Raw genomic sequence first — 13,402 nt, 5'->3', positions numbered from 1 at the left:
CGGTCGTGTCCCGCGGGCCACTAGCATAGCGTCACTGGACCGCAACTACTATACGGCTTTTAGGCATACCTAAAGGAAGATGGCAGAAGCGGAGTCGGTCGGTGGGTACGCGGCGACTGAACAGCGGGACAGTTGGGTAACGGGGACGCTCGTCCTCTTTTGCCTTGCGAGTACGGTCGTCACGGTCGTTGCAGGCCTGATACAGGTGAGTTTCGGAGAGTACTCGATGACGTTTCTCCAGGCCTGGAAAGCAGTGTTCAACCCCACGGTGATTTTCGACCTCAATGCCTGGGTGTCGTTCCTGTTCGGCACCGAGCGGCCGGACATGAGTACCAACAGTATCGTCGTCTGGAACCTCCGGCTCCCGCGGGTGTTCGTCGGGATCATTACCGGTGCGACGCTCGCGGTCTCGGGTGCGATCTTTCAGGCCGTAACACGAAACGAACTGGCGAGTCCGTTCATTCTGGGCGTCAGTTCCGGTGCCGGGTTCGCCGTACTGGCGACGCTCGTCGTGTTCAGCGGTCTCGCCCCCTTCCTCCCGCTGATCGCGGCTCTCGGGGGAACTCTCGCGTTCGGGGTCGTCTACGCGATCGCGTGGAAAGGCGGGACGAGTCCCGTCCGACTCGTCCTCGCGGGCGTGATCGTCAATATGGTCTTCCAGTCGCTCCAGCAGGGACTGTTTTTCTTCGCGGACGATCTGGGCGTCGTCCAGACGGCGATCGCCTGGATCACGGGCTCGCTGACGGGCACCGGATGGGAAGAAGTCAGAATCGCGATCCTGCCGGCACTTATCTCGATCGGGATCGCGCTCGCCGGTGCGCGCCAGTTGAACGTCCTGATGCTCGGCGAGAATACCGCCAGATCACTCGGCATGCGCGTCGAACGGGTGCGCTTTTTCCTCTCCGGCGTCGCTATTCTGGCCGCCAGCGTCGCCATCGCCGTCGCCGGCGTCGTCAGCTTCTTCGGCCTCGTCGTTCCCCACATCGTCAGGAACACGGTCGGCGGCGACTACCGACGGCTGATGGTCGGCTGCGTCTTCGCCGGCCCCGCGCTGATGGTTACCGCCGACGTCGGTGCCCGGCTCGCGATGGGCGGAACGCAGATGCCCGTCGGCGTCGTGACGGGCCTGATCGGCGGCCCGTACTTCCTCTACCTGATGCGGAAACAGCAATCGATGGGTGAACTATAATGGCACGCACACAGCGGAATACGGACCGGGAACGGACGCGAATCACCGACGACAACGGCGTCGCAATCGAGAGCGCGCTGGTCGGCGACGGGCTGGAACTCAGCTATCCGTCGAGCGACGGCCCCGTCGTGGAATGCACCCGTCTCGACATCCCCGAGGAAGCGGTCACTGCACTCGTCGGGCCGAACGGTAGCGGGAAGAGTACGCTCCTCAAGGCGCTCTCGAGCCACCTCGAGCCGGACACCGGAACGGTCCGGATACACGGCGAGAACCTCGATTCGTTCAGTCAGAAGGAGTTGGCCCGCGAACTGGGGGTCCTCTCGCAGGAAAACGATTCGCTGGGTTCGATCTCCGTCGAAGACCTCGTCTATCACGGCCGCTACCCACACCGGGGGTTCTTCGACGGGACCGACGAGGCGGATCATCGGGCCGTCGAACGGGCGATCGAGCTCGCCGGAATCGACGAGATCCGCGACACAGAACTCGGCCAGCTGAGCGGCGGGCAGAAACAGCTGGCCTGGATCGCGATGGTCCTGGCACAGGACACCGACGTCCTCCTGCTCGACGAACCGACGACGTTTCTCGACGTCCACCACCAGTTCCGCGTCCTCGAGACGATCCGCCAGTTGAACGAGGAGAAGGGCGTCACCGTCGCAGTCATCCTCCACGACATCGCACAGGCGGCCCGCTTCGCGGACTACCTGGTCGCCATGCACGACGGGGAACTGTACGACTGGGGGCCGCCCGAGGAGGTCGTCACCGAACAGTTGCTCGCCGACGTGTTCGGCATCGAGGCCGTGGTCGAATACGAACCGGAACTGCAGGTCCTCCCCAAGCGAGCGCTCCCGGATCGGTGACCGGGCCGTCGGCAGTCGGAACAGTTTTGTATTTTTAGGTTGGCCTAAAGAACGATGAGTGACGAACGTCGCGCAACGAGGCGCCACGTGCTTCGGACGGGAGGTGCGATCGCCGGCGTCGGCACGATGGCCGGCTGTCTCGATTCCCTCGGCTCGTCCGGTGAGGAGATCGAGTACACGGTATCGATGCCGCCGGTCGGCGAAGTCGGGTTCCCGGGGGTCCCGGAAACGTGGGTCGCCAACAACGGGAGTTGGGCCGACATGGGGATCGCACTGGGACAGGATCCGCCCGAAGGGGTCTGGCTGCCCTCCCGATACCACACGCAGTATTACGACGAGATTCCCGGCGTCAGCGTCGACAAGGAGGGGATGACGCAGATCTCCGACGACGGCGTCGATCCGGAGACGTTCTACGAGATGGACGGCGACGTCCACGTCATCGACCCCAACTTCCTGACGAACCGGTTCGGCGACGACGTCAGCGAGAGCGACGTCGAAGACATCGAAAACGATATCGGCCCGTTCTTCGGGAACAGTATCTTCTCGACCGGCTACCCGTGGCACGACGAGTATCGCTACCTGTCGCTGTACGATGCGTTCGGGAAACTCGCCGAGGTGTTCCAGGAAACCGAGCGTTACGAGGCGTTCGTCGAGGTCTACGACGAGTTCCAGTCGAACGTCGAGGAGATCGTCCCGTCCGAGGGCGATCGACCGGAGGTCGCGATCATGTGGGCCAACGAGAGCGATATGAAGTCGTTTTCTCCGTACCTGATCGGCGACGGGACGAGCTTCAAGCAGTGGCGCGACCTCCAGGTCGAGGACGCGTTCGCCAACACGGACGTGCGTGATTTCCACAGTACGCGCGGAAAGGTCGACTACGAAACGCTCCTCGAGATCGATCCCGAAATCATCCTGCTCCGCGGACAGGAGGACAAGACCGCCACGGAGTTCCAGAAGGCGATCGTCTCACGGATAGAAAACGACGACACCGCACGCGAACTGACGGCCGTCCAGAACGGCGACGTCTACCGCGGTGGCCCCCTCTACCAGGGGCCGATCACGAACCTCGTCGTCACGGAACGCGCGGCCAAACAGGTCTACGGCGTCGAGAGCGAACTGTTCGACCGGCAGCGGGTCGGCGACATCGTCAACGGCGACTTCTGACGACCGCCGGCTATCGACTGCGGGTCCGGCCGGTCGCTCGCCCTTCCGACGACTCTCCCGTACTGTCGACCGCGCCCGAATCGACCGCGTAATCGTCGTTCGCAGGCAACTCGAGTTCGGTTTCCCCCGCACCGATCGCGACGGCGTCGGTCGGCTCGGCGGCGACTTCGAACGCCGACAGCGCGTCGGAGAGTGCCTGCGCGCGATCGGACAGGGACGTTGCGGTGTGTGATACCTCGACGAGCGACGAGGTCTGTTCCTCCGCGGCCGCCGCGACCGTCTCCGCCTCGGCGCTGGTCTCCTCGCTGATCGCCGTCACGTCGTCGGTCATCGAGACGAGTTCCTGTGTCGCGCCGGCCTGTTGCTGGGTCGCCGCCGATATCTCCTGGACCCCGTCGTTGGTCTCCTTGGCGTAGGTCGAAATCTCCTCGAGCGCCCCGACCGATGACTCGACCGCCGCCCGGTGGTCGGCGATCCGCTCGTTCGTCTCGCGGACCACGGTTGCCACCTGCGCCGTCTGATCGCTGACCCGCTCGAGGCGTTGCTCGATGTCTTCGGCCGCCGTCTGAGTGTCCGCGGCGAGTGACTTGACCTGATCGGCGACCGCGGTGAACTCCGCATCCGTCGACGTCGAGCGTGCGGCCTCGATGCTCGCGTTGAGTGCGAGCATGTTCGTCTCGTTGGTGACGTCGCCGATGAACTCGAGCAGGTCGTCGATCGCCTCGATCTCCGCCTCGAGTTGGGTGACTTCCGCGACCGCGTCGTCGGCCTCCCGTTCGATGGCGTTCATCCCCTCGATCGCACGCCGGGCGGACTCGCGGGCGTCCGCGCTCGCGGTCGCGGTCCGTTCCGCGAGGGTCGCGACCTGCGACGACGTCGCGGCGATCTCTTCCGTCGTCGTCGAGAGCTCGTCGATCTCGTCGCCGATCGCGGCGAGTTGGTCGCTCTGTTGCTCGGCCCCGTCGGCGATCTGTTGAACGGATGCCGTCACCTGCTCGGACGCGGATCGGACTTCCACGACGCCGTCGGCCGTCGATTCGGCCGCATCGTCGACCGCGTCGGCGAACGCTCGCGTCGCGGCCACCGTCTCCTCGATGTCGTCCATCATCGCGTTGAACGCCGCCGCGACCGTTTCCATGGCCTCGCTGTCGGCGTCCGCCTCGAGCCGCCGGGTGAGATCGCCGTCCGCACAGGCCCGCATCGTCTCGCCGTACTCGTCGGCCGTCCGCTCGAGTTCTCGCGAGAACCGTTCGGACTCGGCGCGGGCCTGTTCGGCCTCGGCGCGTGCGGTTTCGGCCTCCTCGAGACGCTGGCGAAGGGAGCGCCGCATCCGGTCGATCGACCGGTAGAGGTCGCCGAGTTCGTCGTGCCGGTTCGACTCGACCGGCTCGCCGAGTTCGCCGTCCTCGATCGCCGCTGCACGGTCGGACAGCGTCCGTAACTCGGCGGCGGTGTTCCGGCCGACGGTCAGGCCGAGCACGACCATCCCCCCGAAGGTGACGGCGAGCATGGCGAGAATCCAGTTCGAGATCGTCGACTGGAGGGAGTACGCCTGCGATGCGGGGACGCGGGCCGTCAGCGTCCAGTCCTCGTACCCGACCGGCGCGTAACCGACGACGGTCTCGTCGCCGCCCTCCGCGAGCGACGTCGTCCCCGTTTCGTTCGCGACGTCCGCCGACTCGATCGCGTCGTCCTCGAGCAGCAGCGACCGGTCCTCGGCGAGGACGACCGTTCCGCTCCCGTCGGTGACGATCACCTCGTCGGTTTCGTCGCCGCCGATCATGTACCGGGACAGCGACTCGAGGTCGACAACCCCGACGACGACGCGCTCCGACTCGCCGGGGACCCGGCTGACGGCGAGCATCGCGGGGCGGCCGTCAGGGGCCTCGAACGCCGACGAAAAGACGACCTGTGACCCGTCGTCGGTCGCGGTCGACAGTCGGTCGGCGACCGCGTCGCTCAGGCGGCCGTCGTCGGTCAGGACCGCGTTCGTACCGGCGTTGGCCTGCACCTCGCCCGTCTCTTCGTCGACGTAGTACGCGCCGTCGAACGCGGAGCGATCGGTCATCCGGTGTAACGCGTCGGTGATCGCGACCCGGTCGTCGTTGCGAAACGCGACCGAACGGGGCAGCGATCCGAGATACCGTTCGGTCGACCGAAACCAGATCTCGAGGCGGTCGGCATCCTGTCGTGCGTCGGTGACGAGTTGCGATTCGACGTCCGACCGGAGTTCCGCGCCGGTCTGTGCGTAGATACTCCCGCCGAACAGCCCCACGATGAGGACGACGACGACAAGCGCGACGAGAAACCGCAACGCGTAGCTGCGACGAACGACCGGAACACCCTCCCACGGATTCGGATCCATCGAGTGGGACACTCGACGGGGCCAGTATGTAAGTCGCTAAGAGTGTTATATACGCCTATAGATCACACGTGACCCACCGTCTCGGTCGCCGCGGCCGACGAGACGTCCGCGAGCGGTCGAGACGAATCGGCCCAGTCCGAACCGCTGAAATACCGCCCCGTCATAGTGGTGGTCGTGTCGAAGCAGGTCCAGCAGGTCGAAACGATCTTTTGTCACGAGACGGGCGACGACTATCTCGTCGTCGTCGAACGTGACGGCAAACGGCTGTTCCGCGCGAAACTCGGACTCTCGGAGACCTCGGCCGGCCCCCGCCCCGCGAAGTTCCGGCTCAAGGAGGGCTCGAGCGAAGAGCCCCGCCAACCCGACGAGTTCGTCGAACTCGCCCGCCGAGCCAAGCGGCTGCGCATCTCCGAACAGACCTCCGCCGAGGGTCGTCGCGACCTCCGGGAGATGTTCGCGGGCTACCAACTCGAGGACAAGGTCAAGACCGTCCGGACCTGTCGGTACTGTGCCGGTGCGGGCCGGTACTCCCCGATCACGACCGAGACTGCCGTCAAGGACGACACCGACTGGATCTGTCGGGACTGTGCTCGACAGGAACTCGAGCGCCAGCTGTCCTTTTCCGGCGGCGGCGAGGTGACGGGTGCCGCGAAAGAACGGTTAGAAGACCTCATGATGGAGGTCCAGGACCTCGAGCGGATCGTCAACCTGCTCACGGGCCAGCTCGATCCGGACCTAACGAAGTTCGATACCATCTCGGCGACGACCGACGAGGTCGACCCCGTCCGGACCGACTCGTTGTCCCTCCATCCCGGCCTGCAGGACCTGCTCGAGGACCGGTTCGATACCCTGCTGCCGGTCCAGAGCCTCTCGGTCGAACACGGCCTGTTCGACGGCGACGACCAGCTCGTGGTGTCGGCGACGGCGACCGGGAAGACGCTCGTCGGCGAACTGGCCGGGATCAACCGCGTGTTGAACGGCAAGGGGACGATGCTCTTTCTCGTCCCCCTGGTCGCGCTGGCCAACCAGAAGTACGAGGACTTTCAGGACGAGTACGGCCACCTCGTCGACGTCTCCATCCGCGTGGGCGCGAGCCGCGTCGCCGACGAGGGCGAGCGGTTCGACCCCAACGCCGACGTTATCGTCGGCACCTACGAGGGGATCGACCACGCCCTGCGGACGGGCAAGGAGATGGGCGACATCGGAACCGTCGTCATCGACGAGGTTCACACCCTCAAAGAGGAGGATCGGGGCCACCGGCTCGACGGCCTCATCTCCCGGCTGAAGTACACCTGCGAACAACGCGCCAAGCGACGGGACGACTACGGCGGCGCACAATGGGTCTACCTCTCGGCGACCGTCGGCAACCCCGAACAGCTCACCGAAGCGCTCGAGGCGACGCTCATCGAGTTCGAAGAACGGCCGGTCCCGATCGAGCGCCACGTTACCTTCGCCGACGGGCAGGAAAAGGTCCGCGTCGAGAACAAACTCGTCAGACGCGAGTTCGACAGCGAATCCTCCAAGGGGTATCGCGGGCAGACGATCATTTTCACGAACTCCCGCCGGCGTTGCCACGAGATTTCGCGGAAACTCGATTACTCGGCCGCGCCGTACCACGCCGGACTCGATTACAAACGCCGGAAGGAAGTCGAACGCAAGTTCGGCGACCAGGACCTCGCCGCCGTTGTCACGACCGCCGCACTCGCGGCGGGGGTCGACTTCCCCGCCTCGCAGGTCATCTTCGACTCGCTGGCCATGGGCATCGAGTGGCTCTCCGTCCAGGAGTTCCACCAGATGCTCGGCCGCGCGGGCCGACCCGACTACCACGACAAGGGCAAAGTGTACGTCCTCGTCGAACCCGAGACGGTCTATCACAACTCGATGGAGATGACCGAGGACGAGGTCGCATTCAAACTGCTCAAAGGCGAAATGGAGTCGGTCATGACCCACTACGACGAGGCCGCCGCCGTCGAGGAGACGCTGGCGAACATCACCGTCGGCGGCAAAGCCGCCAAAGCGCTCAACGACCGCATGCTCGGCGAAATCCCCACGAAACACGCCGTCGGGAAACTCCTCGAGTACGACTTCATCGACGGCTTCGAACCCACGCCGCTGGGACGGGTCGTCACCGAACACTTCTTGGAGCCCGGTCAGGCGTTCATGCTCATCGACGGCATCCGGAAGGACGCCCACCCCTACGAGTTGGTTGCGGACCTCGAGCTACGCGAGACCGAACTGTAGCGGTTCGGGGTCCGATCCGGGTCGGCCGTGCAGTGACCCACCCCTCGAGCGCCTCTCAGAGCACGAAGGCAACCTCGAGCAGCGAACAGACGATGACGAGTATCGAACCCGGAACGCCGCCGATCGCGACGATCACGACGACGACCGGCGTCACTGCGATCGCGAGACCGAAGGCGGCCTGTGCGACGGACAACACCACGAGTCCGACCACCGTATTGACGATGAACGGACTGACCGCGCGGACGAGTCGCGCTGCAGCCAGGACGGCGACGAGCACGAAAATCAAAAGCAGTATCTCGAGGCCGGTCATACCGGCGCTACCACGGTCGCGGTGAAAACCGTTCGGTCCGTTCCTCTCGGCTGTCAGTCAGCGACGCGATTCGACCGACCCCGACGGCGGCTCCCGCGGCCGGGTACCGCCGACGGGATAACGAAACCCTTTATCATGTGCGACCGGTAGGGAGTGATACGGGATCGTGGGTTAGCTTGGTATACTTCGGGCCTTGGGTGCCCGTGACCCCGGTTCAAATCCGGGCGATCCCATAGCGAGCATAAGGGTTACGCAACCCTTATACACCAGTTTTGTCCAATCAACAAAAACACATCGTGAGGACCCTTCTCGCGATGTGGGACACCCACCGACCAGCCCACCCACGTCGGTCGGTTCTGAGCGTGCTACTGTAACTGCAGCTACTCGAGTTACTACCGCAAGCGGCGGAACCGTCTTTGCCCCCCTCACATGGGGGGCAAACACGGAAGCCCCCCCACACGTCGCCGCCCCCGGCAGCGACACGCCGCGCCACAACGAGGTGGGCGTACGTGACGACTCCCTCGAGCCTGTCGACGTGCGATCAGAGCGAAGTAGCGCGTGGTCCGCTGTCGGAAAACCGCGAGACGACGCCGGGGACGGTGTCTCCACTCGAGATGGACACTGGACAAAACTCAACAGATATCCGGTCGAATCTACCAGCATATGGAACCAGTGCTAAACGATCCGATATATCTCATCGTCTTCTACGCGGCGGTGGCTGTGGTGATGGGACCGGATATCCTCCGGGAGATACGTCGTCATCGCGACGATACCGAAGCCGCTGAGACGCGGGATATGGGGTCGAGACGGGTTATCGGCGTTGCCAGTGGCGGCGGTATCCTTGCGGGCGTTGCCGCTGTCTATCAGGTTCCCTCAATGGCGATCCTGTGGCACCCCCGCCTCGTGTTCGCTGCAGGGATCGCCGTCCTACTCGTTGGCGGTGTCATCCGACAGTATGCGGTACGGACGTTGAATGAGTACTTCACGTCGACGATCAAGGTACACGACGACCAACAGGTCGTCGATACAGGTCCCTATCGATGGGTTCGACATCCATCCTACACTGGGGGCCTCCTCGAATACACCGGCATCGGCCTCGTCCTCGGGAACTGGGTAAGTCTCTTTACGATTGTCAGCGCGCTCGTCATAGCGTACGTCTACCGTATTCGAATCGAGGAACGCACGCTTTCCGAAGAACTCGGCGAGCCGTATCAGCGCTTTCTGGACCGTACGCCCTTCCGGCTGATTCCTTACGTTTGGTGAGCAGGTAACGGATATCCGTTCTAGACGGCTTCTTCCTGATCAAACCCGATCCGAGATCCGTTTTTCTAGCGGCAGCATTCGAGCAGCCATTGGCCCTTCTCTGGAGTCAAGCCGGCTTCAAAAATGCAAGTATAACAACACACATGCAATCTGGCCACTAATTCGATCAGTACAGATGCCTAAGAGAACGGGAGTCGTTACTCATGTCCCTTGAGCGTACGATTGCGTCCCCGTTCGCTGGACAAAGTTGGTAGAGCTATTGTCAGGTCGATCGTGGTGAAGGCGATACAGGAGCACGTCGGCGACATGGTGGCGGAAACTGTTGGCATTGCGTTGACCGTCCGAGAGGAAGGTATACGGATCACATCCAGCGCGACCGTCTCGAGTTGCGACGCGAACGGGACGCGAGTTCAGTTCCGCCCCGGTATACGACCATTTATACCGGATGGCGGCCCTAGGGAGGTGCAATGGCGCAAGCGGGAAATTCCGAACTCGTCGACTCTTTCGAGCAGTTCTTCCGCAACTACTACGACAACGAGATCAAGCAGCTTGCGCAGCAGTATCCCAACGAACAGCGCTCGCTCCACGTCGACTGGCAGGACCTCTACCGGTTCGATCCCGACCTCGCGGACGACTTCATCAATCAACCCGAACAGCTCCAGCGCTACGCCGAGGAGGCGCTGCGGCTCTACGACCTCCCGATCGACGTCAGCCTCGGCCAGGCACACGTCCGGGTCCGAAACCTCCCCGAGACGGAGTCACCCGAGATCCGGGAGATACGCGCCCGGGACATGAACTCCCTCGTCCAGGTCCACGGCATCGTCAGGAAAGCCACCGACGTCCGCCCGAAAATAGAGGAAGCCGCCTTCGAGTGCCAGCTCTGTGGCACGCTTACCCGGGTCCCCCAGTCCAGCGGCGATTTTCAGGAGCCCCACGAGTGTCAGGGCTGTGAGCGACAGGGGCCATTCCGCGTCAACTTCGACCAGTCCGAATTCGTCGACTCACAGAAGCTCCGGGTCCAGGAGAGTCCCGAAGGACTCCGGGGCGGGGAAACCCCGCAGGCCCTCGACATCAACATCGAAGACGACATCACCGGCGAGGTCACGCCCGGCGACCACGTCTCCGCGACCGGCGTCCTCCGCCTCGAGCAACAGGGCGACCAACAGGAGAAGTCGCCCGTCTTCGACTTCTACATGGAGGGCATGTCCGTCGAGATCGACGAAGAGCAGTTCGAGGACATGGACATCACCGGCGAGGACAAAGCGGAGATCGTCCGCCTCTCGAGTTCCGAGGGAATCTACGAGAAGATGGTCGCCTCCATCGCCCCTTCGATCTACGGCTACGAGCAGGAGAAACTCTCGATGATCCTCCAGTTGTTCTCGGGCGTGACGAAGCAGTTACCCGACGGCTCGCGGATCCGGGGCGACCTGCATATGCTCCTGATCGGGGACCCTGGTACTGGTAAGTGCGTCCGTGGCGATACGAAAGTCACGCTCGCAGATGGGCGACCCGTACCGATCCGCGAACTCGTCGAATCGAATCTCGAGGACCCGAAACCAATCGATGACGGCTGGTACGACGAGATTGATCTCACAGTTCCATCGCTGCAAAACGACGGGTCGATTGCCAGCCAACGTGCGACGAAAGTTTGGAAGCGAGAAGCGCCCGATCGGATGTACCGTATTCGAACCTCGAGTGGACGAGAACTCGAGGTGACGCCATCTCATCCGCTGTTCGTCCAGCGAGAGGGACAGTTCTCACCGGTTAGTGCGGACAAACTTAGCGAGGGACAATTCATCGCTGCTCCCCGTACCCTTCCGACGGAACGTGATAAGACGCTTAATGTTGAGTTCCGACGCTCTCAGTCGCGAAACGCAATTCAACTCGAGTTGCCAGATGAGTGGACGCCATCGTTGGCTCGCTTGATCGGTTACATCGTCGCAGAAGGATACGTCGAGCAACGTGACGACAAGACGGGCTTCGTTTCGATCACGAACAACGATCGGGAAGTGCTGGATGACGCAGCAAGTGCGATGACGAAACTCGGTCTGAATACAACCGAGCGCGAGCCACACGAATCAAAAGATGCGCGTGAATTGCTCTGTTCAGCGGGAGAGTTCGTGAGTTTTCTCAACGCTCTAGAGAGCCGTCTTCTTGACTCGTCCGATAACCAGTGTGTTCCCGATCCTATCTTCCGGGCCACTGAACCAGTTAGAGCCGCATTCCTCAAAGCGTTTATCGAAGGAGAAGGCCACGTTTCGGAGTCACAGCGAGAGATCACCATCGCCTCGATGAGTCGTGAACTACTCGAAAACGTTCGGACGCTCCTTCTGTCAGTAGGGATCCGCTCGCAGCTCCATGATCGACAGAATGGAAGTTATCGACTCAGAATCAGCGGCGACGAATTTGCAACGTATGTTTCCGAGATCGGATTCATAACTCAGCGGAAGCAACAGGCGGCCCGCCAATATACTGGGACAGACGGAAATACGAATCTCGATATCGTTCCAGATATCGGAACGGAACTTCGCCGAATCCGAGAATCGCTCTCGCTTACGCAGGCAGAATGTGGGCTTTCCCGATCGACGTATCAGAATTACGAACGAGGATCGCGAAATCCGAGCCGAAATAGTCTGCAGCGGATAGTTTCTGGTTTCAAAGACGCAGTTCCAAAAGCGGAGAACTCGAGCGAAGACGTTGCAGTGACTGACGGAGGTGCAGTAGAACGGGATATCGCTGCTCTCGAACGGTTGGCTAAAGGTGACGTATATTGGGACTGCATCGAGTCGATTGACGAAGTCGAACCCGACTACGACTGGGTGTACGATCTCGAAATTGACGGAACTCACAACTACATTTCGAATGGGCTTGTTTCGCATAACTCCCAGATGCTGGCATACATCGAGAACATCGCGCCCCGAGCGGTCTACACGTCCGGGAAGGGGAGTAGTTCGGCGGGTCTCACCGCCGCAGCCGTTCGCGACGACTTCGGCGACGGCCAGCAGTGGAGCCTCGAGGCCGGCGCGCTCGTCCTCGCCGATCAGGGGATCGCGGCGATCGACGAACTCGATAAAATGAGAAGCGAGGATCGGAGTGCCATGCACGAGGCCCTCGAGCAACAGAAGATTTCGGTCTCGAAGGCGGGGATCAACGCCACGCTCAAGTCCCGCTGTTCGCTGCTGGGAGCGGCAAACCCCAAGTACGGCCGCTTCGATCAGTACGAGCCGATCAGCGAGCAGATCGATCTCGAGCCGGCGTTGATCTCGCGGTTCGACCTGATCTTTACCGTGACGGACACGCCCGACGAGGAGAAAGACCGCAACCTCGCGGAACACATCATCACGACCAACTACGCCGGTGAGTTGACGACCCAACGCGAGGAGATGAATCAACTCGAGGTCAGTCAGGGCGAGATCGACGAGATGACCGAGCAGGTCGATCCGGAGATCGACGCGGAACTCCTGCGCAAGTACATCGCGTACGCGAAACAGAACTGCCACCCGCGGATGACCGAGGAGGCCCGCAACGCGATCCGCGACTTCTACGTCGATCTCCGGTCGAAGGGGACCGACGAGGACGCGGCGGTCCCCGTCACGGCCCGCAAACTCGAGGCGCTGGTCCGGTTGTCGGAGGCCAGCGCCCGCGTTCGGCTGTCGGATACGGTCGAGCAAAGCGACGCCGAACGGGTCATCGAAATCGTTCGGTCGTGTCTACAGGACGTGGGGGTCGACCCCGAGACCGGCGAGTTCGACGCGGATATCGTCGAGGCGGGCACTTCGAAGTCCCAGCGCGACCGGATCAAGAACCTCAAACAACTCATCAGCGACATCGAAGAGGAGTACGACGACGGTGCACCGGTCGATATCGTCATGGAGCGGGCCGACGAGATCGGGATGGAACAGTCAAAGGCCGAACACGAGATCGACAAACTCAAACAGAAAGGCGAGGTCTACGAGCCGAGTACGGACACGCTCCGAACGACGTAGCCACCGACCGCCCGCACAGGCGTGGTC

8 protein-coding genes and 1 tRNA gene are annotated in these 13,402 nt (G+C 62.6%); 7 read left to right on the top strand and 2 right to left on the bottom strand.

All coding sequences use genetic code 11. The annotated features are described in order from the left end of the window. Positions 1 to 79: 79 nt before the first annotated feature. The 3 genes from ALTAJ2_RS16085 to ALTAJ2_RS16075 are packed head-to-tail and all read left to right on the top strand — an operon-like array spanning position 80 to position 3,210. On the top strand, positions 80 to 1,189 hold the full coding sequence (locus ALTAJ2_RS16085; protein WP_007110234.1) for a FecCD family ABC transporter permease: 1,110 nt from the start codon (positions 80 to 82) through the stop codon (positions 1,187 to 1,189). Further along, a complete protein-coding gene (locus ALTAJ2_RS16080; protein ID WP_007110233.1) occupies positions 1,189 to 2,046 on the top strand; it encodes an ABC transporter ATP-binding protein in 858 nt (285 codons plus the stop codon). The genes ALTAJ2_RS16085 and ALTAJ2_RS16080 overlap by 1 nt, the downstream gene beginning before the upstream one ends. A gap of 54 nt (positions 2,047 to 2,100) precedes the next feature. Next, entirely contained in the window at positions 2,101 to 3,210 is a 1,110-nt protein-coding gene (locus tag ALTAJ2_RS16075) for an ABC transporter substrate-binding protein (RefSeq protein WP_049900734.1), read from the top strand. Positions 3,211 to 3,220: 10 nt separating this feature from the next. Here the strand turns inward: ALTAJ2_RS16075 and ALTAJ2_RS16070 are convergent, their stop codons facing one another. After that, entirely contained in the window at positions 3,221 to 5,575 is a 2,355-nt protein-coding gene (locus ALTAJ2_RS16070) for a methyl-accepting chemotaxis protein (protein ID WP_007110231.1), read from the bottom strand. A gap of 174 nt (positions 5,576 to 5,749) precedes the next feature. Here ALTAJ2_RS16070 and ALTAJ2_RS16065 point away from each other — a divergent pair, with 174 nt between their 5' ends. Beyond that, complete coding sequence (locus ALTAJ2_RS16065; RefSeq protein WP_007110230.1) at positions 5,750 to 7,816, top strand: DEAD/DEAH box helicase; 2,067 nt, start codon at positions 5,750 to 5,752, stop codon at positions 7,814 to 7,816. A 55-nt stretch (positions 7,817 to 7,871) separates the two neighbouring features. Here ALTAJ2_RS16065 and ALTAJ2_RS16060 read toward each other — a convergent pair whose 3' ends face one another. Beyond that, positions 7,872 to 8,126: a pro-sigmaK processing inhibitor BofA family protein gene (locus ALTAJ2_RS16060; protein WP_007110229.1), complete on the bottom strand. Its 255-nt coding sequence runs from the start codon at positions 8,124 to 8,126 to the stop codon at positions 7,872 to 7,874. A gap of 160 nt (positions 8,127 to 8,286) precedes the next feature. Between ALTAJ2_RS16060 and ALTAJ2_RS16055 the strand changes: the two genes are divergently transcribed. The 3 genes from ALTAJ2_RS16055 to ALTAJ2_RS16045 all read left to right on the top strand — a co-directional run bounded on the left by ALTAJ2_RS16055 (position 8,287) and on the right by ALTAJ2_RS16045 (position 13,375). Next, positions 8,287 to 8,359, top strand: a tRNA-Pro gene (locus ALTAJ2_RS16055). Positions 8,360 to 8,789: 430 nt separating this feature from the next. Further along, positions 8,790 to 9,389: a methyltransferase family protein gene (locus ALTAJ2_RS16050; RefSeq protein WP_007110228.1), complete on the top strand. Its 600-nt coding sequence runs from the start codon at positions 8,790 to 8,792 to the stop codon at positions 9,387 to 9,389. Positions 9,390 to 9,856: 467 nt separating this feature from the next. Next, the gene (locus tag ALTAJ2_RS16045; RefSeq protein ID WP_007110227.1) at positions 9,857 to 13,375 is read left to right on the top strand and encodes an LAGLIDADG family homing endonuclease; all 3,519 of its coding nucleotides are present in this window, start codon (positions 9,857 to 9,859) and stop codon (positions 13,373 to 13,375) included. The last annotated feature ends 27 nt before the right edge of the window (positions 13,376 to 13,402 follow it).

It is taken from the genome of Natrinema altunense (assembly GCF_000731985.1).
Taxonomy (GTDB): Archaea; Halobacteriota; Halobacteria; order Halobacteriales; family Natrialbaceae; genus Natrinema; species Natrinema altunense.
This window is presented reverse-complemented; position numbering and strand designations above follow the sequence as displayed.